Source organism: Cupriavidus necator A5-1 (genome assembly GCF_000744095.1).
Classification (GTDB): Bacteria; Pseudomonadota; Gammaproteobacteria; order Burkholderiales; family Burkholderiaceae; genus Cupriavidus; species Cupriavidus necator_A.
Map to the genome: position 1 here is coordinate 497,594 of NZ_JQLI01000008.1, position 23,559 is coordinate 521,152.

General features: G+C 68.1%; 24 protein-coding genes and 1 pseudogene. 15 read left to right on the forward strand and 10 right to left on the reverse strand.

Annotated elements, in window-relative coordinates; translation table 11 throughout:
* Positions 1-56: 56 nt before the first annotated feature.
* From K307_RS26450 to dksA, 3 genes are all read right to left on the reverse strand, one after another.
* Entirely contained in the window at positions 57-509 is a 453-nt protein-coding gene (locus K307_RS26450) for a hypothetical protein (protein ID WP_080745242.1), read from the reverse strand.
* Positions 460-1,725: a GTP-binding protein gene (locus K307_RS26455; protein ID WP_042883820.1), complete on the reverse strand. Its 1,266-nt coding sequence runs from the start codon at positions 1,723-1,725 to the stop codon at positions 460-462. Before K307_RS26455 ends, K307_RS26450 begins: the two co-directional genes overlap by 50 nt.
* A 257-nt stretch (positions 1,726-1,982) precedes the next feature.
* Entirely contained in the window at positions 1,983-2,402 is a 420-nt protein-coding gene (dksA, locus tag K307_RS26460) for an RNA polymerase-binding protein DksA (protein WP_010813282.1), read from the reverse strand.
* 488 nt (positions 2,403-2,890) lie between these two features.
* On the opposite strand from dksA, the gene K307_RS26465 reads away from it, so the two are divergent.
* On the forward strand, positions 2,891-3,976 hold the full coding sequence (locus K307_RS26465; protein ID WP_042875676.1) for an IS630 family transposase: 1,086 nt from the start codon (positions 2,891-2,893) through the stop codon (positions 3,974-3,976).
* Between the two features lie 182 nt (positions 3,977-4,158).
* Here K307_RS26465 and K307_RS26470 read toward each other — a convergent pair whose 3' ends face one another.
* Both K307_RS26470 and K307_RS26475 read right to left on the reverse strand, forming a co-directional pair.
* Positions 4,159-5,232, reverse strand: coding sequence for a CobW family GTP-binding protein (locus K307_RS26470; protein WP_042883821.1), 1,074 nt, complete (start codon positions 5,230-5,232; stop codon positions 4,159-4,161).
* A gap of 33 nt (positions 5,233-5,265) precedes the next feature.
* On the reverse strand, positions 5,266-5,769 hold the full coding sequence (locus K307_RS26475) for a Fur family transcriptional regulator (RefSeq protein ID WP_042883822.1): 504 nt from the start codon (positions 5,767-5,769) through the stop codon (positions 5,266-5,268).
* A 163-nt stretch (positions 5,770-5,932) separates the two neighbouring features.
* On the opposite strand from K307_RS26475, the gene K307_RS26480 reads away from it, so the two are divergent.
* The 5 genes from K307_RS26480 to K307_RS26500 all read left to right on the forward strand — a co-directional run bounded on the left by K307_RS26480 (position 5,933) and on the right by K307_RS26500 (position 10,917).
* Positions 5,933-6,832 (forward strand): alpha/beta fold hydrolase, encoded by a 900-nt coding sequence (locus K307_RS26480; RefSeq protein ID WP_042883823.1) that lies wholly within the window; start codon positions 5,933-5,935, stop codon positions 6,830-6,832.
* Positions 6,833-7,119: 287 nt separating this feature from the next.
* The gene (locus K307_RS26485; protein WP_042883824.1) at positions 7,120-8,106 is read left to right on the forward strand and encodes a tripartite tricarboxylate transporter substrate-binding protein; all 987 of its coding nucleotides are present in this window, start codon (positions 7,120-7,122) and stop codon (positions 8,104-8,106) included.
* Between the two features lie 250 nt (positions 8,107-8,356).
* Positions 8,357-8,893, forward strand: coding sequence for an ATP-dependent protease subunit HslV (gene hslV, locus K307_RS26490; RefSeq protein ID WP_042883825.1), 537 nt, complete (start codon positions 8,357-8,359; stop codon positions 8,891-8,893).
* A 78-nt stretch (positions 8,894-8,971) separates the two neighbouring features.
* Positions 8,972-10,303, forward strand: a complete 1,332-nt coding sequence (hslU, locus tag K307_RS26495; RefSeq protein ID WP_042883826.1) for an ATP-dependent protease ATPase subunit HslU — start codon at positions 8,972-8,974, stop codon at positions 10,301-10,303.
* A gap of 317 nt (positions 10,304-10,620) precedes the next feature.
* A complete protein-coding gene (locus K307_RS26500; RefSeq protein ID WP_010813289.1) occupies positions 10,621-10,917 on the forward strand; it encodes a hypothetical protein in 297 nt (98 codons plus the stop codon).
* A gap of 53 nt (positions 10,918-10,970) precedes the next feature.
* On the opposite strand, the gene K307_RS26505 is transcribed toward K307_RS26500, so the two are convergent.
* Positions 10,971-11,582 carry a response regulator transcription factor gene (locus tag K307_RS26505; protein ID WP_042883827.1) on the reverse strand — a complete coding sequence of 204 codons (612 nt, stop codon included), beginning with the start codon at positions 11,580-11,582 and terminating at the stop codon, positions 10,971-10,973.
* Positions 11,583-11,584: 2 nt separating this feature from the next.
* Positions 11,585-12,985, reverse strand: a complete 1,401-nt coding sequence (locus K307_RS26510) for an ATP-binding protein (RefSeq protein ID WP_042883828.1) — start codon at positions 12,983-12,985, stop codon at positions 11,585-11,587.
* Positions 12,986-13,159: 174 nt separating this feature from the next.
* On the opposite strand from K307_RS26510, the gene K307_RS26515 reads away from it, so the two are divergent.
* The gene (locus K307_RS26515; RefSeq protein WP_042883829.1) at positions 13,160-13,651 is read left to right on the forward strand and encodes a copper chaperone PCu(A)C; all 492 of its coding nucleotides are present in this window, start codon (positions 13,160-13,162) and stop codon (positions 13,649-13,651) included.
* 223 nt (positions 13,652-13,874) lie between these two features.
* On the opposite strand, the gene K307_RS26520 is transcribed toward K307_RS26515, so the two are convergent.
* Entirely contained in the window at positions 13,875-14,810 is a 936-nt protein-coding gene (locus tag K307_RS26520; RefSeq protein ID WP_042883830.1) for a LysR family transcriptional regulator, read from the reverse strand.
* 94 nt (positions 14,811-14,904) lie between these two features.
* Here K307_RS26520 and K307_RS26525 point away from each other — a divergent pair.
* Positions 14,905-15,433 (forward strand): annotated as a pseudogene (locus tag K307_RS26525) (DMT family transporter).
* On the opposite strand, the gene K307_RS26530 reads toward K307_RS26525, so the two are convergent.
* Positions 15,394-15,636, reverse strand: a complete 243-nt coding sequence (locus tag K307_RS26530; RefSeq protein ID WP_042883831.1) for a cysteine-rich CWC family protein — start codon at positions 15,634-15,636, stop codon at positions 15,394-15,396. The pseudogene K307_RS26525 and the gene K307_RS26530 sit on opposite strands and share 40 nt — an antisense overlap.
* Before the next feature lie 374 nt (positions 15,637-16,010).
* Between K307_RS26530 and argB the strand changes: the two genes are divergently transcribed.
* From argB to metW, 5 genes are all read left to right on the forward strand, one after another.
* On the forward strand, positions 16,011-16,928 hold the full coding sequence (gene argB / locus K307_RS26535; RefSeq protein ID WP_080745243.1) for an acetylglutamate kinase: 918 nt from the start codon (positions 16,011-16,013) through the stop codon (positions 16,926-16,928).
* Between the two features lie 72 nt (positions 16,929-17,000).
* Positions 17,001-17,939, forward strand: coding sequence for a pyrimidine 5'-nucleotidase (locus K307_RS26540; protein WP_042887435.1), 939 nt, complete (start codon positions 17,001-17,003; stop codon positions 17,937-17,939).
* Entirely contained in the window at positions 17,936-18,613 is a 678-nt protein-coding gene (gene slmA, locus K307_RS26545; RefSeq protein WP_022533270.1) for a nucleoid occlusion factor SlmA, read from the forward strand. The genes K307_RS26540 and slmA overlap by 4 nt, the downstream gene beginning before the upstream one ends.
* Before the next feature lie 273 nt (positions 18,614-18,886).
* Complete coding sequence (gene metX, locus K307_RS26550) at positions 18,887-20,068, forward strand: homoserine O-succinyltransferase MetX (protein ID WP_042887437.1); 1,182 nt, start codon at positions 18,887-18,889, stop codon at positions 20,066-20,068.
* Positions 20,065-20,676: a methionine biosynthesis protein MetW gene (metW, locus tag K307_RS26555; RefSeq protein ID WP_042883832.1), complete on the forward strand. Its 612-nt coding sequence runs from the start codon at positions 20,065-20,067 to the stop codon at positions 20,674-20,676. Before metX ends, metW begins: the two co-directional genes overlap by 4 nt.
* On the opposite strand, the gene K307_RS26560 is transcribed toward metW, so the two are convergent.
* The gene (locus K307_RS26560) at positions 20,677-21,591 is read right to left on the reverse strand and encodes a LysR family transcriptional regulator (protein ID WP_042883833.1); all 915 of its coding nucleotides are present in this window, start codon (positions 21,589-21,591) and stop codon (positions 20,677-20,679) included.
* Between the two features lie 110 nt (positions 21,592-21,701).
* Here K307_RS26560 and K307_RS26565 point away from each other — a divergent pair, with 110 nt between their 5' ends.
* On the forward strand, positions 21,702-22,589 hold the full coding sequence (locus K307_RS26565) for a DMT family transporter (RefSeq protein ID WP_042883834.1): 888 nt from the start codon (positions 21,702-21,704) through the stop codon (positions 22,587-22,589).
* A 115-nt stretch (positions 22,590-22,704) separates the two neighbouring features.
* The gene (locus tag K307_RS26570) at positions 22,705-23,550 is read left to right on the forward strand and encodes an acyl-CoA thioesterase (protein WP_051975196.1); all 846 of its coding nucleotides are present in this window, start codon (positions 22,705-22,707) and stop codon (positions 23,548-23,550) included.
* Positions 23,551-23,559: the final 9 nt, after the last annotated feature.

A 23,559-nucleotide genomic window follows, 5' to 3' on the forward strand; every position in this document is an offset into this window, starting at 1 on the left:
CAGGCGTTCAGCTCGGATTCATGGCGCCGGGCGCGCGGCGAGGGCCGCATCCCGGATCAGGCGAGGGCGATGGCCGGCGCCGGTGGCGCGCGCGAATGGAAGGGTTGTGCAGCGGGCAGATCGGGCCAGCGCCAGGCCAGGTTGGCCGGCTTGACCGGCTTGCCGAAGGCGAGATCCGGCAGCGGCAGCTTGCCGCACAGAGTGTCGGCAACGGTGGCGCCGTCGAACAGCACGCACGAGTGGCCGGTGACCGTCTGCGCCAGCGAGTGTGGGTCGGTATCGCCCGCTGGCGCGGTGTCAGTTGCCGTCACCGTGGCGGCAAGGGCAGCCGCCGGCGTCAGCACGCCGCCGTGCACGATACGGTGGGTCAGCCCGGCATGCTGCGCGAGCAGCAGGCACAGCGCCAGCCACAGCGCGGACCAGAGGCCCGGGCCGTGCGTGCGCAGGCGGGCGAACCAGTCAGTGCGCATGGCCGTGGTGGTGGTCGGGGTCGCCGCAGCCGCAGTCATCACCATGGCTATGGCCATGATCGTGGCCATCTTCGTCGTCGAAGTCGTCGACCCAGGCAGGGAAGGGATCCGGGTAGGCCGCCCAGGCATCGGCGCCTGCCGCCATCTCGGTATCGGTCAGCAGGCAGGCATCGAGTCGCGCCTGCAGCGCGGCATGGTCCAGGCCGAGGCCGGTCAGCACCAGTTCCTGGCGGCGGTCGCCGAACGGCGCCGGGGCGCCGTCGACCAGCATGTCGGCTTCCACGTCGGCGCGCTGCGCCGGGTCGCCCGGCCATTCGGCCGGGTCCAGCGCGGCCCACCAGGCGCCGGCGCCACCGTGGCGGCAGACGCCGCCGGCCTGGTTCCAGTCGCCGGCGGTTTCCATGCGGCTGGCCAGCCAGAACAGGCCCCGGGAGCGCAGCACGCTGCCGTGTTCGCGCAGCCACTCGGTATGGATCAGGTCGGCGAAGCGTTGCGGATGGAACGGGCGCCGTTGCCGGTAGACCAGCGTGGACACGCCGGTGGCGACGTCGGCGGCGGGAACCTCGCCACGCAGCGCGGCGAGCCAGCCCGGGGCATCGGCGGCGGCCTCGAAGTCGAAGCGGCCGGTGCCTTGCACGCGCTGCGTCGGCACCTTGCCGAAGCTGGCCTCGACGATGTCGGCACGCGGGTTGAGCGCATGCAGCACCGCATGCAGGCGCGCGAACTCGGCGGCGTCGGCCAGGTCGGCCTTGTTCAGCACGATCACGTCGCAGAACTCGACCTGCGCGAGCAGCACTTCGGCCACGGTACGGTCGTCGCCACCACCCTGCGCCAGCCCGCGGTCGCCGAGGAACTCGGCCTCGTTGAGGTCGCGCAGGAAGGTGGCGGCATCGATGACCGTCACCAGCGTGTCGGGCTGCACTGCGGCGTCAGGCCCCGTGCCATGCTCGGCTTCGAACAGGAAGCCTTCGGCAATGGCCAGCGGATCGTCCAGGCCGTCGGCTTCCACCAGCAGCGCGTCGAAGCGGCCTTCGGCGGCGAGCCGCGCCGCTTCGGCGAGCATGGCATCGCCCGACGGCAGCACGGTGGCCTCGCAGCCCGGCGGCAGCGGAGCCAGCGTCTGCCCGTCCTGCGCGCCGCAGACCAGCACGGCCACGCGGCTGCCCGCGCTATGCGCAAGCAGGTGGTTCAGCAGCGTGGTCTTGCCGGCGCCGGGGAAACCGGACAGCACGGTGACGGGCAGGCGATCAGCCATGGCAGGAGGGCAGAAGGACAGAAAATACCGCAGGCAGCGGGCGCACCTCGGCGGCCGTTGCCTCGTTGTTGCAACAAAGTTGCGAATTTACCAGAAAGGCCGGCCCGGCGACAGCCGGAGGATTCTGACCATGGTAGGCCGTGGCGACGCCACGACAAAGCGCCGCCTGGCTTTGATGCAAACGCAAACGCAAACGGCCCGGAGAACCGGGCCGTCACGTCGCGCCTGCCGCGCCGGCGTTGCCGGCGCGCGCAGTCTCAGTCGCCGAACAGCTTCTGGCGCAGTTCGCGGCGCTGCTGGGCTTCCAGCGACAGCGTGGCGGTGGGCCTGGCCAGCAGGCGCGGCACGCCGATCGGCTCGCCGGTTTCCTCGCACCAGCCGTAGTCGCCCGATTCGATGCGCTGCAGCGACTGCTCGACCTTCTTCAGCAGCTTGCGCTCGCGGTCGCGCGTGCGCAGTTCCAGCGCATGCTCTTCCTCGATGGTGGCGCGGTCGGCCGGATCCGGCACGATGACCGTTTCGCGCAGGTGTTCCGTGGTCTGGTCAGCGTTCTTCAGGATTTCGTCGCGCAGCTGCTCCAGGCGATGCTTGAAGAAGGCGAGCTGCGCTTCGTTCATGTAATCCTTGTCGCTCATCTTCAGGATTTCAGCTTCAGTCAGAAGTTTGTTGCTGCTCATGGTTGCTGCTGATTCTCTTGTTGATGCGGCCGGCGGCGTCTGGGTCCGCTCGGGTGCGCTGTCCGCGGGCTTGCGCGCCACGGTTGTTTCACTCTGGCTGGCTGCAGTCTTGCTGCTTCGCGGGCCTCCCTTCGATGCGCCCGCTTCGGCGTTCGCCGTACTGCCGCGGGGAGCGGGCGCGGCCTTCACAGGCTGCGCCTTGAGCGTCTCTGCCGCTGCACTACCAGTCTTGCTGCGGCTTTCTTTGGTCTTCGTTGCGGCTGTCATGGGGACACCTCTCTCTCGCGTCAGTCAGTGACGGCGCGTGCCGGGGTACCCCAAGCGGAAAGGCGGTCTCCGCACGAAGCACTGCGACCGCACCTGCCCGGCGGCCTGCCTCGTGTTGACGACAACCGCCGCCCTGCTAGTGTAGCGTTCTGTTCTTGATGGAACCTATATGAATTCGGCGTCTCCAATGCTCTACTGCGACCACAACGTGGAGAGAGCGAGTGCGAGTTGCCCCCGAGATCATGTTGACCGACGAGGAGCGAACCAAGTTGACGAGGCTGGTTCGGTCAAAGCTCACGAGCGTGAGGCTGGCGCAGCGCGCGCGCATCGTGCTGCTGGCCGCCAACGGAATGCAGAACAAGGACATCGCCGAGCAGTTGGGAATCGGACGCGTGCAGGTGTCGCGTTGGCGTGAGCGGTATGCACAATCGGGGCTGGCCGGTATCGAACGCGACTTGCCGCGCGGTGCGCCGCCGGTGAAGGTGGACACGGCGCGGCTGGTGGAACTGACCACGCAAAGCAAGCCCGAAGCAGCCACGCACTGGAGCACGCGCAAGATGGCCGCCGAGTTGGGCGTGAGCGCCAGCACCGTCATGCGCCATTGGCACGCCCACGGGTTGAAGCCGCACATCGTGCGCGGCTTCAAGGTCTCGCGCGATCCGAAGTTCGTCGAGAAGCTTGAAGACATCGTTGGCCTCTACATGTCGCCGCCCGAGCACGCGCTGGTGCTGTGCTGCGATGAGAAGAGCCAGGTGCAGGCGCTGGATCGCACGCAGCCCGGCTTGCCGTTGAAGAAGGGGCGTGCGGCCACCATGACGCATGACTACAAGCGCAACGGCACGACCACGCTGTTTGCCGCGCTCAACGTGCTCGATGGCCAAGTCATCGCCCAGTGCCAGCAGCGCCACCGCCATACCGAGTGGCTGAAGTTCCTGCGCAAGATCGACCGCGAGACGCCCAAGGACAAAACGCTGCATCTGATCGCCGACAACTACGCCACCCACAAGCATCCTGCGGTGCAAGACTGGCTGGCCAAGCATCCTCGATTCAACATGCACTTCACACCCACCTCGGCATCATGGCTGAACATGGTCGAGCGGTTCTTTCGCGACATCACAACCGAGCGACTTCGCCGCGGCGTATTCACCAGCGTGCCGGAACTGGTCGACGCCATCAACGAATACATCGCTCACCACAACACCAACCCCAAGCCGTTCATCTGGACCAAGAGCGCTCGCGACATCCTACAGAAGGTCATTCGCGCCAACCGCCGCTTAAGTTCCAAACAGAATGGAACGCTGCACTAGATCCCGGTAGCGGAAAAAAGGTGCGCCCCCGGTATCAAATCCGGCCTATTGTACTTGAACAAATTTTTCCGAGATACGGGGGAAAGCCAGCCAGCACTTCGGTATTTCCCCGGTACCCCGAACGAGGGGGCCGCCGCAGGGCGGTATCTGGAGGAAGCCGCCCCGAGGGGCGGCTGGTGCACTCAGGCCAGGCAGTTCTCCAGGCCCTTGAGGATGGCGTCGCGGGGCAGGTCCACGCCGATGAACACCATCCGGGTGCCCGGGGTCTCGTCTTCCCACTTGCCGCCGATATCGCTGCCCATCAGTTGGTGGACACCCTGGAACACCACCTTGCGGTCCACGCCCTCCATATATAGTACGCCCTTGTAGCGCAGCAGTTTCTCCCCGTATACCGCCAGGATTCCGGACAGGAATTCCTCCAGCTTGCCGTAGTGGAAGGGCTTGTCGCTGCGGAAGACGAACGACGCGATGCGGTCGGTATGGTTGTGGTGATGGTGGTGGTCGTGCCCGTGGCCATGATCGTGGTCGTGATCGTGGCCGCAGTCGGTGCCGCAGTGCTCGCCGTGGTCGTGATCATGGTCGTGGTCATGATCCTCCGCGCGCAGGAACTCCGGGTCCAGCTCCAGCTTGGCATTCAGGTTGAAACCGCGCAGGTCGAAGATGGTGTCGATCGGCGCCTCGCCGAAATTGACCAGGCGGATCGGCGCGCGCGGGTTCATGTGCACCAGCCGGTGACGCAGCTCGGTCACGTCGTTCTTGCCGACCAGGTCGGACTTGGTGATGAAGATGGCGTCGGCGAAGCCCACCTGGCGCTGCGCCTCCTCCTGCTTGTCGAGCTGCATATGTCCATGCTTGGCGTCGACCAGCGTGATCACCGCATCCAGCAGGTAGCGCGAGGCGATTTCCTCGTCCATGAAGAAGGTCTGCGCCACGGGGCCGGGGTTGGCCACGCCGGTGGTCTCGATCACCACGCGGTCGAAGTCGATCTCGCCGGCGTCGCGCCGCGTCAGCAGCCCGGACAGCGCCTGCACCAGGTCGCCGCGGATGGTGCAGCAGATGCAGCCGTTGCTCATCTGCACGATCTGCTCGCGGCCGTCCTGCACCAGGATCTCGTTGTCGATGTTCTCTTCGCCGAACTCGTTCTCGATCACGGCGATCTTCATGCCGTGCGGCTCGTTCAGGATGCGCTTGAGCAGGGTGGTCTTGCCGCTGCCGAGGAAGCCCGTCAGGATCGTGACCGGGGTCAGTTTGGACATTTGTTGTTCTCCGGGAATTTGAGAAGGCCGTGTTCAGTGCGCGGGCGCGCGCTTGCCGCACTCTGCGCAGACGCCGTTCACGGTCAGTTCGACATGTTCGATGGCAAAGCCGCTGGGCACGCGCGGCGCGACCGGCAGTGCCGGCGCACTGGCATCGTCCAGGCAGAAGGTGCGGTCGCAGCGGGTGCAGTGGAAATGGCTGTGCTGGCGATGCTCCTGCGCGCGCGCAGCCTCGTGTTCGACCAGGCTGAAGCGGAACACGCGGTCGTTGCCGGCGCGCTTCTGCGCAACGCCTTGTTCCACCAGCCAGTCCAGCACGCGGTAAACGGTGACGCGGTCGACGGTCTCGCCTTGCTCGGGCAGGCGGTCGATCACGGCCTGGTGCGTCAGCGCTTCGTCGCTGCCGATAAGGCAGGCCAGGATGCACAGCCGCGGCTGCGTCACGCGCGCGCCCAGGCGGCGCAGGCGCTCGTGGGCGGCTTCTAGAATCGCCGGTTCCGGCGCAAGGGCCGGCCGGTCCGGGCTGGGATGGGTCATGGGGCGATTTAACCATAGGGCCCCGGTTGATGCAATTCAGTTGCGTCAGTGGGGCTACCCGGGGGCGGCGTTGTAATGCCGGCACCACCTCCGTGGTGCTGTTTGCGCCTATGATCGGCACAGAGATGTCCGTCTAACAGAGCAGACACACGTGGAGACACCCATGCTGAACGACGCCAGCGCGCTGCTGTTCCCCAATTTCGAGCCCTTCCGGCGCCAGGTCGGCGAGATCGAGATCGCCGGCGTGCAGGGCGGCTCGGGCCCGCCGCTGCTGCTGTTGCACGGCCACCCGCAGAGCCACCTGATCTGGCACCGCGTGGCGCCGGCGCTGGCCGACCACTTCACCGTGATCGCCACCGACCTGCGCGGCTACGGCAGCAGTTCCGCGCCGCCGGGCAACCCCGGACACGAGGGCTACAGCAAGCGCACCATGACGCAGGACCAGGTCGCGCTGATGGCCGCGTTCGGCTTCGAGCGCTTTGCGCTGTGCGGCCACGACCGCGGCGCGCGCGTGGCGCACCGGCTGTGCGCTGACCATCCCGAGGCGGTCAGCCGGGCGATGCTGCTGGACATCGCGCCCACGCTGGCGATGTACGAGCGCACCAGCATGGCCTTCGCCGCCGCCTACTGGCATTGGTTCTTCCTGATCCAGCCCGCACCCTTTCCCGAGACGCTGATCAACGCCGAGCCGGAGTTCTACCTGCAGAAACTGATGGGCCTGCGCCAGGCCGGCCCGAGCCCGTTCGCCCCCGATGCCATGGCCGCCTACGTGGCCGCCATGCGCGACCCCGCACACGTGCATGCGATGTGCGAGGACTACCGCGCCGCCGCCACCATCGACCTGGAGCACGACCGCGCCGACCGCGAGGCCGGGCGCCGGCTGGAACTGCCGCTGCGCGTGCTGTGGGGCGAGCACGGCGTGGTGGCGCGCTGCTTCGAGCCGATGGCGCTGTGGCAGGAGGTGGCTGCCGATGTCAGCGGCCGCGCGCTGCCGTGCGGGCATTACATCCCGGAGGAAGCCCCCGAGCCGCTGCTGGAAGACATGCTCGGTTTTTTCCGCTAGCGCCCGCGCCGCTGCGAACCGCGCGTTTTTCCGCGTATTCCTCCCATATCTTCGGCGTATGCCGCCATATGTGCAGCGTTGCAGGCGGGTTAGCCCCTATACCTGCACATTGTCTGGCGTTGCTAACATCATCCCCCGCCCTGCCGCTGCGTGCGGCGGGCGGCGGTGCCTGCCGGCATGGTCAAAGCGCGGCCAAAGAGTCAGCGCAAACAGCGCCCCCACAGCCGGGGCCGGGTCGGCGGCAACGCATTGCAGACGGGTATTTGAAGGAACCAGGAGAAGAGAGCATGAAACGAGTGGCAAAGATGGTCGCGGCCGCGCTGGCAGTCAGCGCAATGGGTGTGGTGTCGGGCGCGTACGCCCAGGAATATCCCGGCGGCAAGCCGGTGTCGGCGGTGGTGCCGTTTGCCGCGGGTGGTCCGACCGACAAGGTCTCGCGCGAGCTGACCGCGATCATGTCCAAGCATCTGGGCGCGACCATCGTGATCGAGAACCTCGGCGGCGCCGGCGGCACCATCGGCGCCAAGAAGGTGGCCCAGGCCAAGAACGACGGCCACACCCTGCTGATCCACCATATCGGCATGGCCACGGCCCCGGCGCTGTACCGCAACCTGGGCTTCGATCCGCTCAAGGACTTCGAGATGGTCGGCGAAATCGCCGACGTGCCGATGATCCTGGTCGGCAACAAGTCGCTACCGCCGAACAGCTTCAAGGACCTGCTGCCGTACATCAAGGCCAACGCCAGCAAGCTGTCGCTGGCCAATGCCGGCATCGGCTCGGCCTCGCACCTGTGCGGCCTGCTGTTCCAGAGCGCGATCCAGACCGAACTGACCACCGTGCCGTACAAGGGGGCCGCGCCCGCACTGACCGATATCCTGGGCGGCCAGGTCAACCTGCTGTGCGACCAGACTACCAATCTCGCCGGCCATCTCAAGGCTCACTCGGTCAAGCCGTACGCGGCCATGCAGGCACGCCGCGTGGAAGCGTTCAAGGATGTCCCGACGGCGGCTGAGCAAGGCCTGCCGGGCGTGGAAGTGAAGGTCTGGCACGCCATGTACGCGCCCAAGGGCACGCCCAAGCCGGTGATCGACAAGCTGTCGGCTGCGCTGCAGAAGGCCGTGGCCGACCCGGCTTTCCGCGCCAAGATGGCCGAGCTGGGTGCCGAGGCCGTGCCGGCGCAGCGCGCCACGCCGGATTCGCTGCGCAACTACCTGACCGCCGAGATCAACAAGTGGACCCCGGTGATCAAGAAGGCCGGCGTGTATGCGGACTGATCTGGTGGAGTGATGCGCGGGGCGCGCGGGGCCGTGGCCTCGCGCGTTGCGGACGAGGGCCATGCGGCAACGCATGGCCCTTTTTGTTCGGGCGCGCCGCCCGGCAGCGTGGCGGCAGGCATCCTATATTGGTCAGACCGCCCGTGTTGGCCGGCGCACGCGCCGGGCCATGCACGAGGCCTTGCACAGGGCCTTGAAACCGGCCGGGGGCGTCGCCAACTACGGTCCTGACATATTCACGGAAGCCACCATGGAACAGTATCACGGCACTACCATCGTCAGCGTCCGCCGCGGCAACCAGGTTGCACTCGGCGGTGATGGTCAGGTCACTCTCGGCAATATCGTGATGAAGGGCACCGCGCGCAAGGTGCGCCGCATCTACAACAACAAGGTGCTGGTCGGGTTCGCCGGCAGCACGGCCGATGCCTTCTCGCTGCTGGACCGCTTCGAGGCCAAGCTGGAGAAGTACCAGGGCAACCTGACCCGCGCCGCGGTCGACCTCGCCAAGGACTGGCGCTCAGACCGCGCGCTGCGCCGGCTGGAAGCCATGCTGATCACCGCCGACCGCGACACCACGCTGGTCATCACCGGCAACGGCGACGTGCTCGACCCCGAGGGCGGCATTGCCGCGATCGGCTCGGGCGGCGCGTATGCGCAGTCGGCCGCCAAGGCGCTGGTGGAAAACACGGAACTGTCGCCGAAGGACGTAGTCGAGAAGGCGCTGACCATCGCCGGCGAGCTCTGCATCTATACCAACACCAACTTCGTCATCGAGACGCTGGAATAAGCGAAGGCCGGCCACTGCCCGCTACGGCCATCCACTGCCGGCCCGCACGCCCCGCCGCGCCCCTACTGAACGGATACCATGTCGCACACCATGACCCCGTCGGAAATCGTTTCCGAACTCGACAAGCACATCATCGGCCAGAACAAGGCCAAGAAGGCCGTGGCCGTGGCGCTGCGCAACCGCTGGCGCCGCCAGCAGGTGGCCGAGCCCCTGCGCCAGGAAATCACCCCCAAGAACATCCTGATGATCGGCCCGACCGGGGTCGGCAAGACCGAGATCGCGCGCCGCCTGGCCAAGCTGGCCGACGCGCCCTTCATCAAGATCGAGGCGACCAAGTTCACTGAGGTGGGCTACGTCGGCCGCGACGTCGACACCATCGTGCGCGACCTGGCCGAGATGGCGATCAAGCAGACGCGCGAATCCGAGATGAAGAAGGTGCGCACCAAGGCCGAGGATGCGGCCGAGGACCGCCTGCTCGACGTACTGCTGCCGCCTGCGCGCGATATCGGCTTCGCGCAGCCGGAAGAGAAGGATTCCAACACGCGCCAGGTGTTCCGCAAGAAGCTGCGCGAAGGCCAGCTCGACGACAAGGAAATCGAGCTGGAGCTGGCCGCCGGCATGCCGAGCATGGACATCATGGGCCCGCCGGGCATGGAAGACATGACCGAGCAGATCCGCTCGATGTTCGCCGGCCTAGGCCAGGGCAAGAAGGCGCGCCGCAAGATGAAGGTCAAGGAAGCCTTCAAGCTGCTGATCGACGAAGAGGCCGCCAAGCTCGTCAATGACGACGAGCTCAAGCACAAGGCCATCACCAACGTCGAGCAGAACGGCATCGTGTTCCTGGACGAGATCGACAAGATCGCCAGCCGCAGCGAAATCGGCGGCGGCGAGGTGTCGCGCCAGGGCGTGCAGCGTGACCTGCTGCCGCTGGTGGAAGGCACCACGGTGAGCACCAAGTACGGCATGATCAAGACGGACCATATCCTGTTCATTGCCTCGGGGGCGTTCCACCTGTCCAAGCCGAGCGACCTAATCCCCGAACTGCAGGGCCGCTTCCCGATCCGCGTGGAGCTGGACTCGCTGTCCGTGCAGGACTTCGAGGCCATCCTGACGCAGACCGACGCGAGCCTGACCAAGCAGTACCAGGCGCTGCTGAGCACGGAAGCGGTCGACCTGGTGTTTGCCGATGACGGCATCCGCCGGCTGGCGGAGATCGCCTTCTCGGTCAATGAAAAGGTGGAGAACATCGGGGCGCGCCGGTTGTACACGGTGATGGAGCGGCTGCTGGAAGACCTGTCGTTCCATGCGACCAGGTCGTCGGGCGAGACCGTGACGATCAACGCGGCGTATGTCGAAGAGCGCCTGGGTGACCTGGCGGTCAATGAGGATCTGTCGCGCTACGTGCTGTAAGGGCGTTCCCCCGGGGCAGAAAAGGAGAGCTGTTTTGGGTGCTCCAAAGCCGCCCGAGCTAGCCTAAGCAAGGTGTTCTCCCTCTCCCCTCAGGGGGAGAGGGGAGCCAACCAGCAGCATGCAAAAAAGGGCGCACCGTGGTGCGCCCTTTTTGCGTCCATGCGTATCCGCCTGCCACATCCCGGTAAGCATCGTAAGCATTGGTAAGCACACTAGCGCGCCAGCGCCCGCCAATGCGACCCTTCGTCACCTTGACGGTCGATTGACCGGTGCGGGAGCCACCGCATCCCACTCAACTCACTGGCAGGAGAAATCGAATGGTCCATTACAAGACCCGCCGTGTCGTGCTAGCCACAGGAGGCCTGCTGGCCGCGCTGGCCGCCGCGACGGCCTTCCTTTGCATCCGTCCCGCCGTGCCCGCCGCCGAGGCGGCGCAATCGGGTTCGCGCGGCGCGGCCACTGCCGCGGCCGCGAAGCTGGCGCTGGATTCTGGCGGCCTGTTCACGCTGGCCGACCGGCATGCCGGCGATGCCATGCGCATCGTCGCGCAGGGCAGCACGCCGCAGGGCAGCGCCGACGGGCTGGACTGGGACTACGTCCAGTTGCGCCTGTAACACCGACAGCAGTTCCCACCGGAAAGGCCGTGCAATATGCGTGGCCTTTTTCGTTAGCGCGACACCGGCCGCTTGCCCAGCTTGCGCTGCAAGGTGCGCCGGTGCATGTTCAGCGCCCGCGCGGTGGCGGAGATATTGCCGCCGTGCTCGGCCAGCACACGCTGGATGTGCTCCCACTCGAGCCGCGCCACCGACAGCGGCACCGGCTCTTCCATCGCGGCCTGCGCCGCCTCTTCCGACACGCCCGCCATCAGCGCGGTCAGGATCGAATCGACATTGGCCGGTTTGGCCAGGTACTCGTCCGCGCCCTGCTTGACCGCCGCCACTGCGGTGGCAATGCTGGCGTAGCCGGTCAGGATCAGGATGCGCGCGTCGGGCAGCGCCTGGCGCAGCGGCGATACCAGTTGCAGGCCCGATTCGGCCGGCGCGGTGCTGCCGGCCTCGGGCGGCGGTTCCAGGTGCAGGTCCAGCGTGACGTAGGCAAAGGCCGTGCGCGAGGCCAGCGCGAGCGCGGTGCGGCCGTCGTGCGCGACCTGCACCGAGTAGCCGCGGCGCGTCAGCGCGCGCGCGAGCGTGCCGGCGAAGACTTCATCGTCGTCGATGACGAGGAAGGACGTGCCTGCGGGTGCGGTGGCTTCAGGTACCGGGTGGAAGGTGTCGGTCATGTTCAGTGGTGGCGCGATGGTTCCGGATGCGCGGCAGGCGCGGAAAAGGTCGATAGCGCGGACAGCGCGGGCAGGCGCAGCTCGGCCACGGTGCCGCCGCCGGGGCGGTCGTGCCAGGCCAGTTCGCCGCCCATCTGGCGCGCGGCGCTTTGCGCCAGGTACAGGCCGATACCCTGGCCGCCGTGCTGGCTGGCCACCGGCGTTTCGCCGAGCTGGCCGCGCAGGGATTCGGGGATGCCGTCGCCGTGGTCGGCCACGCGGAAGGACAGCCACGGCGCGGTGTAGCCGGGCTCCATCGCGATCTGCAGCTGCAGCGGTTCGTTGCCGCGGCCGGCGGCCTGCTGGCTGCGCGCGGCGTTGTCGAGCAGGATGGTCAGGATCTGGCCGACGCGGGCGGTTTCCACCGCCTGGGCGCCGGCGCCCGGGGTGGCGCCGGCCTGCAGGCCGGCGCCGGGATGGCGCAGCTGCCAGCGTTCGGCAAAGGCCGGCAGCCAGCCGTCGATGCGCTGCGGCGCCAGCGTGGCGGGATCTTCGCGCAGCCGTGCCAGCGTGGTGCGGCACAGCCCGAGCTGCTGCTCCATGGTCTGCAGGTCGGGCAGGTAGGCGCTGATCGCGGTGGCGCCGCGGCCGGGGGCGGAGGCATCGGCGCGCAGTTCGCCGGCGATCACCGCGAGCGTGGCCAGCGGTGTGCCGATCTCATGCGCCACGGCGGCCGCCTGGCCGTTGAGGTCTTCCACGCGCGCCTCGCGCAGCAACTGCTCGCGCGCCAGATTGAGCTGCGCCTCGCGCTGGCGCAGCACGCCCGACAGGCGCGCGACGAACAGCGCGATCATCACCGCGCTGGCGACGAAATTCAGCCACATGCCCGCCAGGTGATAGTTCACCGCGTTGTCGGGGTTGTGCAGGTCCAGCGGCACGTACTCGAACAGCAGCACCGTGTAGCAGGCCAGCGCGTACAGCGCCAGCGCGATCACCTGGCGCCACGGCAGGATCGCGGCAGCGATGGCGAGGCCCGGCAGGTAGAACGAGACGAAGGGGTTGGTGGCGCCGCCGGTAAAGAACAGGATCGCCGACAGCGCGGTCAGGTCCACCAGCAGCTGGCCCATCAGTTCGGCCTCGCCGGGCGCGCTGTTGCGCCGCGTGTGCTGGCGCAGGCGCAGGCCGGTGATCAGGTTGAACAGTGCCTGCAGCCCGAACACCACCAGCAGCGGCCCGTAGGGCAGCCGGATGCCGGCCATCGGGTCGCAGCTCAGCATGGTCAGCGCCTGCCCGGCCAGCAGCGCCCAGCGCAGCCAGAACAGCCGGCGCAACGTCACCTGGCCGTGGCGGGCGGAGGAGCCGGCCGGCAGCGGCGTCAGGAAGGGGAGTTCGGGCAGGCTTGGCACGACGGCGCGGGTGGTCATGGCGCGAGTGTATCAATGCCGCCGCGGGGCACCTGCGCGTGCGACACCTTGCCGCATTGGCGGCGCGCCGCGCGGCCTGCCAGACTAGCCGGCTAGGCGCCGCGCCGGCGCTCCCCTTGCCGGGCACGGCCAGGCATCGGCATGGTCTAATGTCTGCTTTCAGGAGAGTCTTTCATGCAAGCCAAGATCCGCGCGGCCACGCTGGCCGCATCGTTCGCCGCGCTCGCCGCCACGCTGGCTTCCGGCGCCGCGCTGGCCCAGGTCGACGTCAGCAATGCCTGGGTGCGCGGCACCGTGCCGACCCAGGCCGCATCGGGCGCCTTCATGGTGCTGCACGCGCACGAGAACGCGAAGCTGGTCGGCGTATCGTCGCCGGTGGGCACGGCCGAGCTGCACGAGATGAAGATGGAAGGCAATGTGATGCGCATGCGGCAGATCAAGTCGCTGGACCTGCCCAAGATGAAGGACGTCGAGCTGAAGCCCGGCGGCTACCACGTGATGCTGATGGACCTGAAGTCGCAGCTGAAGAAGGGCGACACCGTGCCCATCACGCTGAAGATCGAGCAGGGCGGCAAGGTGACCGAGCAGAAGGTCACGGCAGAAGTGCGCGACATGGTGCCCGCTGCCGCCGGCGCGAGCGGCAGCCACGGCGAGCACAAGCACTGATCGCCTGACGGGCCCTGCCGGATCCGCCGGGCCTCATCCATCCAGCCATCATGGCCAACAAGCAGCACGGTACCCGGCAGAAGCTGGTTTTTCGCGGGGACACGCGGCCGGCCAGGCCAGCCACCGGCGCCACCCAGCGCCGCGATGCCAGCGCGCAGCCGCCGAAGCCGGCTGGCGGCAAGCCCGCCCAGCCCGCTCGGCCCGCTCAGCCCACAACGCGCCGTCAGCCGCGCAAGCTGATCGGCTCTTCCGATTCCTGACTGGCAGCGGCCGCCAGCATGCGCTCGCGCAGCCAGGCGTGGGCCGGATCGGCCTCGGTGCGCTCGTGCCAGATCATGCTGAAGGTGAAGTCGTCCAGCGCAAAGGGCGGCGTGAATACGGCGTAGCGGGGGTCGTCTTCCAGCGCGGCCAGGCTGCGCCGCGCGGTGGTGAGCACCAGGTTGGTCCCGGCGATCAGCGCCGGCGCCACGCTCCAGTGCGGCACCACGCAGGCGATCTTGCGGCGCCCGCCGAGCTTGGCGACGGCTGTGTCGATCGCATCCATGCGTTCGCTGTGCGTGGCCACCAGCACGTGCGAGCGCGCCAGGTAAGCCACCTGGTCGAGCCGGCCGGAATCGCGCACGGTCGCCGCATCCACCGCGCAGGCGTAGCTCTCCCGGAACAGCTCGGCGGATTTGACGCCTTCGGGCTGGTAGGTGAACACGCCCAGCGCCATGTCGATCTCGCCGTCGGCTACCTGCGCGGTCATGCCCTCGCGGCTGGCCTGCGATACCACCAGGTCGATATTGGGCGCGGCCCTGCGCACCGCGCGCAGCAGCCGCGGCAGCACCACCAGCGCGCCATAGTCCGACATCGCCAGGCGGAAGGTACGGCGCGTGGTGGCGGGCTGGAAGCCGCTCGGCCCCAGCAGGATGCGCACCTGCGCCAGCGCTTCGGCCAGCGGGCCCGCCAGTTCATGGGCGCGCGCGCTCAGCACCAGGCCGCCCTTGCCGCGCACCAGGATGGGGTCGTCGAGCAGTTGCCGCAGGCGGCCCAGCGCGTGGCTCACCGCCGGCTGGCTCAGGTGCAGCCGCAGCGCGGCGCGGGAGATATGGCGCTCGGCCAGCAGTGCTTCCAGCACCACCAGCAGGTTGAGGTCGATTCCGCGTAGGCTATTCATTCGGCGAATATTAAACGTACGAAAGCAGAATTGGGAATTCGCTTTGCGATATTTCACACTGGCAGGCATCGCATATTGCCTTACGGAGCGCGCCATGTCAGTCACTCAGGTCCCGTTTTCGATCCCCGTTTCACTATTGCTGCCGCTCTCCACCGCCGTCTTGGCGGGCGCCGTGATCCCGTTCCAGGCGGGCGCCAACGCCACGCTGGGGCGCACGCTGGGCCATCCGCTGTCGGCCACGCTGGTGTCGTTGCTGGTCAGCCTGGCAGCCATCCTGCCGGTGCTGTGGCTGCTGCGGGGTGCCGCTGCCGGCGCCGTCGCAGCTGGCGCGCGCGCCGGGCTGGATCTGGATCGGGGGAGTGCTGGGGGTGTTTTATATCTCCGCAGCGCTGATGATGGCGCCGAAACTGGGCGCCGCCGGCTTTATCGCCGCGGTGGTGGCGGGGCAGGTACTGGCGGCGCTGCTGGTGGACCAGTTCGGGCTGGCCGGGTTTGCCGTGCGTGCGCTGACGCCGGCGCGGCTGGCGGGCGCGATGTTGATCGTGGCCGGGATGCTGGTGATGCAGTGGGGCAGTGCGCCGGCTCAGCCTGCCGGCGTGCCCGCGGGCGGGTCCGGCGCCTGATCCTCGCTCCGGCGCGCCGCCAGGCAGGCGGGGCACAGGCAGTGCTGGCCGGGCACGATCTGCCGCGCCGGCAGCAGCGGCTGGCTGGCGCACCAGCACTCGGGCAGCCCGGCCACGTAGCCACAGACGAAACCGGCGCCGCAGCGGCTGCAATGCTCGACCGGGCGCAGCTGGCCGGTGAGGACCGTGCGGGCGTCGCTCATCGGCGGCACGCCGGCGCAGGGGCCGGGATCGGAGGGGGCAATGCGCGGTTGGTTTCTGGCATGGTGGGAACTGGTGCGCGGCGTGGCTTGCCAAATGGGCACAGTGATCGGGCACAGTGATCGGCTCAGGTGACCGAGGCCGGCGCGGCTGTTGCGCGGACGGAACGCCGGCGTGCCGTCCTGGTGCCCCGTGGGCCGCTTGATGGCGGCTGCCGGGGGCCGCTGTGGCCGGTAGGCTCGCGCCCCGCGCGGTTTCTTGTAAAATCGGCGCCTGCCGTGGCCGGATGGCGCACTTTCGGGCGATCCCCGTTGGTTTTCCCCCGGGTACGCGATCGATTAGCCATCATACCTGTTGAATCTCACGGATGTCCCCCATGAACGCCGACAACCCCGGGCCTGCCGCAACGACGGTGGCCGCCATTGCCCCCGCGCTGAAAGCCGAGATCCTCGCCGAGGCGCTGCCGTATATCCGCAAGTTCCACGGCAAGACCATCGTGGTCAAGTACGGCGGCAATGCCATGACCGAAGAGAAGCTCAAGCACGGCTTCGCGCGCGACGTGATCCTGCTGAAGCTGGTCGGCATGAATCCGGTGGTGGTGCACGGCGGCGGCCCGCAGATCGATGAGGCGCTGAAGAAGGTCGGCAAGGTCGGCACCTTTGTGCAGGGCATGCGCGTCACCGACGAAGAGACCATGGAAGTGGTCGAGTGGGTGCTGGGCGGCGAAGTCCAGCAGGACATCGTGATGCTGATCAACCAGTACGGCGGCCAGGCCGTGGGCCTGACCGGCAAGGACGGCGGCCTGATCCGCGCCAAGCGCCTGCAGATGCCGGATCGCGAGAACCCGGGCGCCTTCATCGATATCGGCTACGTCGGCGATATCGAGGCGATCAACCCGGCGGTGGTCAAGGCGCTGCAGGACGATGCCTTTATCCCGGTGATCTCGCCGATCGGCTTCTCCGACGATGGCCAGGCCTACAACATCAACGCCGACGTGGTCGCCGGCAAGATGGCCGAGATCCTCAAGGCCGAGAAGCTGGTGATGATGACCAACATCCCCGGCGTGATGGACAAGAAGGGCAACCTGCTGACCGACCTGACCGCGCGCGAGATCGAAGAGCTGTTCGCCGACGGCACCATCTCGGGCGGCATGCTGCCAAAGATCTCGTCGGCGCTGGACGCGGCCAAGAGCGGCGTGCATTCGGTCCACATCGTCGACGGCCGCATCGAGCATTCGCTGCTGCTGGAAATCCTGACCGAGCAGGCGTTCGGCACCATGATCCGCTCGCACTGAGCGGAGCCGCCGGGGCGGCCCTGGCAACAGCCAGCCGCCCCGGAACACCCCATATCCTCCGAGTTGCCCGGCGTGCCTTCCAGTCTTCCTCCTCCGCGCCGTGTCCGCGCTCGCCTGCGCCGCCGCCCGGCGGGCGACAACTCAGGCCGCACGGTCTGGCTGTTCGACCTCGACAACACGCTGCACGACGCCTCGCACGCGATCTTCCCGGCCATCAACCGGCTGATGACCGCCTACGTGGCGCGCGTGCTCGGTTGCGACGATGCCACCGCGAGCCGCGTGCGCGTGGACTACTGGCAGCGCTACGGTGCCACGCTGCTCGGCATGATCCGCCACCATGGCGTCGATCCCGCGGACTTCCTGCGTGCCGCGCATGAGTTCCCGGCGCTGGCCGAGATGGTGCGCGTGCGCCGCGGGCTGGCCGCGCACCTGCGGCGCCTGCCCGGGCGCAAGATCCTGGTCACCAATGCGCCGCAGGACTATGCGCGGGCGGTGATGGAGATTGCCGGCATCCGCCATTGCTTCGAGCGCGTGGTGGCGATCGAGCAGATGTGGGTGCACGGCCACCTGCGGCCCAAGCCGGACCGCCGCATGCTGCGCCGGCTGCTGGCGCAGACCCGCATCGCGCCGCATCGCGCGGTGCTGGTGGAGGACACGGTGTCGCACCTGAAGCGCTATGCCGGCACCGGCATCCGCACCGCGTGGGTGACCGGCTACCTGCGCATGATCGCGCCATCGCGCCCACATGATGTGCCCGCCGCGCGCGACGACGGCAGCCGACGCGATGCCGCGGTACGCTCGACGCTGGAGGCCGAAGAAGACCGCCATGTCGGCCACGCCGCGCAGGAGCAGTCGGTGACGCTGGTGGCCGCGGAGACCCAGGCGCCGCAGGCACAGCCCGACAACGTGCCGCGCGAGCGCGCGCGCGTGCCGAACCGGCCAGCCTATGTGGACATAAAAGTACAATCCATGCATCAACTCCAACGACGAATGCGGAGAACCGGGTCATGACGCAGAGCAACGGGGACCAGCCGGAGGCTGTCATTTCAGGCAGGGCCGAGGACATCGACATGCCGGCGGGCGAACAGGCGCCGGCCGCGCCCGTGCGCAAGCGCCCGCGCCCGGGCGAGCGCCGCGTGCAGATCCTGCAGACGCTGGCCACCATGCTGGAACACCCGCGCGGGGAAAAGATCACCACCGCCGCGCTGGCCGCGCGCCTGAACGTGTCCGAGGCGGCGCTGTACCGCCACTTCGCCAGCAAGGCGCAGATGTACGAGGGCCTGATCGGCTTTATCGAGCAGACCGTGTTCGGCCTGATCAACCAGATCGCCGACAAGGAAGAGCACGGCCTGCGCCAGGTCCATGCGATCGTGCGCATGCTGCTGTCGTTCGCCGAGAAGAACCCGGGCATGACGCGCGTGCTGACCGGCGAGGCGCTGGTGGGTGAGCACGAGCGCCTGCAGGAACGCATCAACCAGGTGGTGGACCGCATCGAGGCCTCGCTGCGCCAGTGCCTGAAGGTGGCGGTGACGCAGGCCGCGTTCCCCGCGGATGCCGATATCCCGGCACGCGCTGCGCTGATCATGGCGGCGGTGCAGGGGCAGTGGCACCGCTATGCCAAGAGCGGCTTCCGCAAGTCGCCGTCGGACCATGTCGAGGCGCACCTGAGGGTCTTGCTGGGCTGAAAACAACATGCCGGGCCGATTGCTCTATAATTGCCCGGTCGCGCCGATTTGATGACTGGCTTGCGGGCGCGCGGCAGCCAAGGGACCAAGGTCCGGGTTGCCACTATAAATGCGGCTAAAGAGGTTGGGTCGGCGCCCCATGTCACCACTGCAATGGATGGCGCCGGCACGCGGAATCCCGCAAGGAATCCAGTGAATCCCGACTTGGCTGCGATGCTGCATACGCAAATGCCAGTCGGTTTTTTTTGCCCGTTCGCCACGGGCCCGGATTCCATGACTGATGTCGCCCTGCCGTCTGCCGCGCCCGCCGCGCTCGACCTGCCGCCCGATTCGATCGGCGTGGTCACGCCGCAGCGCATGCATTTCGCCGAGCCGCTGAAGCTGCGCAACGGCACGTCCATCGCCGGCTACGACCTGATGGTCGAGACCTACGGCACGCTCAACGCGGCCCGCTCCAACGCGGTGCTGGTCTGCCACGCGCTCAATGCCTCGCACCATGTGGCCGGTGTCTATGCCGACGACCCGCGCGACGTGGGCTGGTGGGACAACATGGTCGGTCCCGGCAAGCCGCTCGATACCGACCGCTTCTTCGTCATCGGCGTGAACAACCTGGGCTCGTGCTTCGGCTCGACCGGGCCGATGAGCCTGAACCCCGCCACCGGCCAGCCCTATGGCGCGAGCTTCCCGGTGGTGACGGTGGAAGACTGGGTCAATGCGCAGGCGCGCGTGGCCGACGCGTTCGGCATCACGCAGTTCGCCGCGGTGATGGGCGGCAGCCTCGGCGGCATGCAGGCGGTGGCCTGGAGCCTGATGTACCCGGACCGGTTGCGCCACTGCATCGTGGTCGCGTCCACGCCCAAGCTGTCGGCGCAGAACATCGCCTTCAACGAGGTCGCGCGCAGCGCCATCCTGTCCGATCCCGACTTTCACGGCGGCAACTACTACGCGCATGGCGTCAAGCCCAAGCGCGGCCTGCGCGTGGCGCGCATGATCGGCCATATCACCTACCTGTCGGACGAGGACATGGCCGAGAAATTCGGCCGCGAACTCAAGACCGACGACATCCGCTTCTCGTTCGATGTCGAATTCCAGGTGGAGAGCTACCTGCGCTACCAGGGCGACAAGTTCGCCGAATACTTCGATGCCAACACCTACCTGCTGATCACGCGCGCGCTCGACTATTTCGACCCGGCGCTGGCCTACGGCGGCGACCTGACGCGCGCGATGGCGCAGACCCAGGCCAGCTTCCTGGTGGCGAGCTTCGGCACCGACTGGCGCTTCGCGCCCAGCCGCAGCCGCGAGCTGGTCAAGGCGCTGCTGGACAACAAGCGCCCGGTCTCGTACGCCGAGATCGACGCGCCGCACGGCCACGATGCCTTCCTGCTCGACGACCCGCGCTACCACAACCTGATGCGCGCCTACTACGACCGTATCGCAGAGGAGATCGGCGCATGAACGCCCTGGCCAATCCCAATATCCTGGCGCTGCGCCCCGACTTCCGCGCGATCGCGCGCTGGATCGAACCCAATTCCACCGTGCTCGACCTGGGCTGCGGCGACGGCAGCCTGCTGCGCGTGCTGCAGGACGAGCTCGACGTGCAGGCCTACGGCATCGAGATCCGCGACGAAGGCGTGCTGGCGTGCGCGCAGAAGGGCGTGCATGTCATCCAGCAGAACCTGGAAGGCGGGCTGGCCCTGTTCGAGGACAAGAGCTTCGACACCGTGATCCTGTCGCAGACGCTGCAGACCATCCACAACACCGCGCAGGTACTGCGCGACACGCTGCGGGTGGGGCGCGAATGCATCGTGTCGTTCCCGAACTTCGGCTACTGGCCGCACCGGCTGTCGGTGTTCCGCGGGCGCATGCCGGTGTCGGAATCGCTGCCCTACCAGTGGTACAACACGCCCAACGTGCGCGTGCTGACCATCAGCGACTTCGAGGCGCTCGCGCCCAAGGTCGGCCTGCGCGTGATCGACCGCGTGGTGATGCATGAAGGCATCACCGTGAACTGGGGCGTCAACTGGCGCGGCAGCCTGGCGGTGTACCGGGTCTGCGCGGCCTGATCAGGCCGGGGCGTCGCCAGCCGTCGCGGCCAAGTGGTCGACAAAAGCCCGCACCTTGGGCGGCACGTGCCGCGTCGGCGTGTAGACGGCATAGGCGGTGCCGATGTAGGGCTCGAGGATGTCCCAGTCCGGCAGCACCGTCACCACGCGGCCCTCCTCGAGCGCGCTGCCCAGCGAGAAATCCGGCACCAGCCCGATGCCGGCATCGCGCTCCACCATGGTCATGATCGCCAGGCTGTTGTTCAGCGTGAGGCGCGGCGGAATGCGGACCACCACGGCCTCGCCGCCGGCCTGGTGGCGCAGGGTCCAGCGCTCGCCGAAGTTGCCGTAGCCGAGATACAGGCAGCGCGCGGCCGTCAGGTCCGCAGGCGTGGCCGGGGTGCCGTGGCGGTCCAGGTAGCCGGGCGAGGCCACCAGCCGGTAGCGCACCTCGCGCAGCGGCCGCGCGGCCAGCCCGGGCGCCAGTTCGCGGGCGATGCGCACGGCCACGTCCAGGCCTTCCTCGACCAGGTCGACCATGCGGTCGGCCAGCGTCAGCTGCAGGTCCAGCCCCGGGTATCTGGCCAGCAGCGCCGGCAACCGCGGCGCCAGCCAGGCCTGCCCGAACGAAACCGGGGCGCTGACGCGCAGCACGCCGTGCGGCGTTCCGCCGTGGTCGCCGGCCAGCGCGGTGACCTCGCGCGCGGCGGCGGTCATGCGCGCACAGGCGGCGTAGACCGACTGGCCCAGCTCGGTCAGCGCAAAGGCGCGCGTGGTCCGCTGCAGCAGGCTCGCGCCCAGCGTCGCTTCCAGCCGCGACACGTGGCGGCTGACCGCCGACGGCGTCATGCCGAGATCCTGCGCGGCGGCCGAGAAGCTGCCGCACTCGACCACGCGCGCAAAGACGGCCATCGCATTAAGTGGTGCATCCGGCATCGCACGTCCCCATTCTTTGACTTCAGGTCAAATATTAATTGAGTTGAGGCAGGATTGTTGAGCGGATCGCATGATGGAACAATGCGGCAATCGTCTGACCGGAGTCCCTCATGCCCTCCCAACAACCCTTGCCAGGCGGCGCCCGGCGCATGGTCGCGGCCATGCTGCTGTCCGGCACCATCGGCTGGTTCGTGGTCACCAGCGGCCAAGCGCCGCTCGATGTAGTGTTCTTCCGCTGCCTGTTCGGCGGCGCGGCGCTGCTGGGCGTGCTGACGCTGCAGCGCGGCTGGGTGCGGATGACCCGCGCGCAGCTCGGCTGGCTGGTGCTGGGCGGTGTCACGCTGGTGCTCAACTGGCTGGCGCTGTTCTCGGCGTACGCGTACAGCGGCATCGCCATTGCCACCGTGGTCTATCACACCCAGCCGTTCTTCCTGCTGTTGCTGACTTCGGTGGTCCAGCGTGAGCCGTTCCCGTTCGCACGGCTGCCGTGGCTGGTGCTGGCCTTTGCCGGTGTGATGCTGATCACCGGGCTCGAGCACGGCGCCACCGGCGCGGCGATGCTGGCCGGCATCGGCCTGGGCCTGCTGGCCGCGCTGCTGTACGCGGTGACGACCCTGGCCACGCGCCGGCTGCAGGCCATCCCGCCCGGCCAGATCGCCGGGCTGCAGATGGTGCTGGGCGTGCTGATGCTGGCGCCGCTGGCCCATCCCGCGGCAGGCAGCTACGGTACAGGCACCTGGGCCGCGCTGCTGGCGCTGGGGCTGGTCCATACCGGCGTGATGTACACGCTGCTGTATGGCGCTTTCCAGCGGCTCAACGTGGTGTCGATCGCGACGCTGGCCTTCATCTACCCGCTGGTGGCGATCGTGATCGACGTGCTGGTGTTTGGCGTGGTGCTGGGCCCGCTGCAGATCGCAGGCATGGCGCTGGTGCTGCTGGGCGTGATCGCCAACCAGCTCGGCTGGAGCCTGCCGCCGCGGCGGCGGGTGGAGGGCTGATGCGGCACCCGAGAACGCTGGATGGGCGCCGGATGCACGATCGTGTTGACCAACTGCCTGACTACGGCTAGTGTAGGCAGCTCATCGAACGATCGTGCTATTCGCCCCTATCGCCATGTCAGCTATCGCCCCCCAGACTGCCGCCGCTCCTGCCGCGCTCCATTCCTTTGACGATGCGATTGCGCTGGAGGCCGCCGGCGAGCACCGTTTCCTCGGCCGTACCACGCCGGCGTACTGGAACATGATCGGGCCCTTCGGCGGCATCACCGCCGCCACGCTGCTGCAGGCGGCGCTGGACCATCCGCAGCGGCTGGGCGACCCGGTTTCGCTGACCGTCAATTTTGCCGGACCGATCGCCGAAGGCCCGTTCGAGATCGAGGCGCGCCCGGTGCGCACCAACCGCTCGACCCAGCACTGGACCCTGGAACTGCGCCAGGGCGATGCCGTGGCCACCACCGCCACCGCCATGTTTGCCGTGCGCCGTGAGACCTGGGCCTGCGGCGAGGCGGTGATGCCGGAGGTGCCGGCTGCCGACGCGCTGCCGGCGATGGGCGGGTTTGCGCCGGTGCGCTGGCTCAAGTCCTACGATATGCGCCCGGTGCGCGGCGCCAAGCCGACCGCCGAGCCCGGCACCGAGCACCCGGACAGCCTGACGCAGTTCTGGCTGCGCGACGCACCGGCACGCACGCCGGACTTCGCCGCGGTGGCGGCGTGGGCGGACAGCTTCTACCCGCGCATCTTCCTCAAGCGCGCGGGCTTCGTGCCGGCCGGCACGGTGTCGATGACCACCTATTTCCATGCCGATGCGCAGACGCTGGCGGCGCTGGGCGACAGCCACGTGCTGGCCAGCGCGCACGCTCAGGTGTTCCGCCAGGGCTTCTTCGACCAGCGCGCGCAGCTGTGGAGCGCGGGCGGCGAGCTGATCGCCAGCTCGCACCAGATCGTCTACTACAAGGAATAAGGAAGGGAC

Excerpts from the sequence above, each read along its gene's own strand:
- K307_RS26450 (WP_080745242.1), bottom strand. The coding sequence starts at position 509 with ATGACTGCGGCTGCGGCGACCCCGACCACCACCACGGCCATGCGCACT.
- K307_RS26455 (WP_042883820.1), bottom strand. The coding sequence starts at position 1,725 with ATGGCTGATCGCCTGCCCGTCACCGTGCTGTCCGGTTTCCCCGGCGCC.
- dksA (WP_010813282.1), bottom strand. The coding sequence starts at position 2,402 with ATGAGCAGCAACAAACTTCTGACTGAAGCTGAAATCCTGAAGATGAGC.
- K307_RS26470 (WP_042883821.1), bottom strand. The coding sequence starts at position 5,232 with ATGTCCAAACTGACCCCGGTCACGATCCTGACGGGCTTCCTCGGCAGC.
- K307_RS26475 (WP_042883822.1), bottom strand. The coding sequence starts at position 5,769 with ATGACCCATCCCAGCCCGGACCGGCCGGCCCTTGCGCCGGAACCGGCG.
- K307_RS26480 (WP_042883823.1), top strand. The coding sequence starts at position 5,933 with ATGCTGAACGACGCCAGCGCGCTGCTGTTCCCCAATTTCGAGCCCTTC.
- K307_RS26485 (WP_042883824.1), top strand. The coding sequence starts at position 7,120 with ATGAAACGAGTGGCAAAGATGGTCGCGGCCGCGCTGGCAGTCAGCGCA.
- hslV (WP_042883825.1), top strand. The coding sequence starts at position 8,357 with ATGGAACAGTATCACGGCACTACCATCGTCAGCGTCCGCCGCGGCAAC.
- hslU (WP_042883826.1), top strand. The coding sequence starts at position 8,972 with ATGTCGCACACCATGACCCCGTCGGAAATCGTTTCCGAACTCGACAAG.
- K307_RS26500 (WP_010813289.1), top strand. The coding sequence starts at position 10,621 with ATGGTCCATTACAAGACCCGCCGTGTCGTGCTAGCCACAGGAGGCCTG.
- K307_RS26505 (WP_042883827.1), bottom strand. The coding sequence starts at position 11,582 with ATGACCGACACCTTCCACCCGGTACCTGAAGCCACCGCACCCGCAGGC.
- K307_RS26510 (WP_042883828.1), bottom strand. The coding sequence starts at position 12,985 with ATGACCACCCGCGCCGTCGTGCCAAGCCTGCCCGAACTCCCCTTCCTG.
- K307_RS26515 (WP_042883829.1), top strand. The coding sequence starts at position 13,160 with ATGCAAGCCAAGATCCGCGCGGCCACGCTGGCCGCATCGTTCGCCGCG.
- K307_RS26520 (WP_042883830.1), bottom strand. The coding sequence starts at position 14,810 with ATGAATAGCCTACGCGGAATCGACCTCAACCTGCTGGTGGTGCTGGAA.
- K307_RS26530 (WP_042883831.1), bottom strand. The coding sequence starts at position 15,636 with ATGAGCGACGCCCGCACGGTCCTCACCGGCCAGCTGCGCCCGGTCGAG.
- argB (WP_080745243.1), top strand. The coding sequence starts at position 16,011 with ATGAACGCCGACAACCCCGGGCCTGCCGCAACGACGGTGGCCGCCATT.
- slmA (WP_022533270.1), top strand. The coding sequence starts at position 17,936 with ATGACGCAGAGCAACGGGGACCAGCCGGAGGCTGTCATTTCAGGCAGG.
- metX (WP_042887437.1), top strand. The coding sequence starts at position 18,887 with ATGACTGATGTCGCCCTGCCGTCTGCCGCGCCCGCCGCGCTCGACCTG.
- metW (WP_042883832.1), top strand. The coding sequence starts at position 20,065 with ATGAACGCCCTGGCCAATCCCAATATCCTGGCGCTGCGCCCCGACTTC.
- K307_RS26560 (WP_042883833.1), bottom strand. The coding sequence starts at position 21,591 with ATGCCGGATGCACCACTTAATGCGATGGCCGTCTTTGCGCGCGTGGTC.
- K307_RS26565 (WP_042883834.1), top strand. The coding sequence starts at position 21,702 with ATGCCCTCCCAACAACCCTTGCCAGGCGGCGCCCGGCGCATGGTCGCG.
- K307_RS26570 (WP_051975196.1), top strand. The coding sequence starts at position 22,705 with ATGTCAGCTATCGCCCCCCAGACTGCCGCCGCTCCTGCCGCGCTCCAT.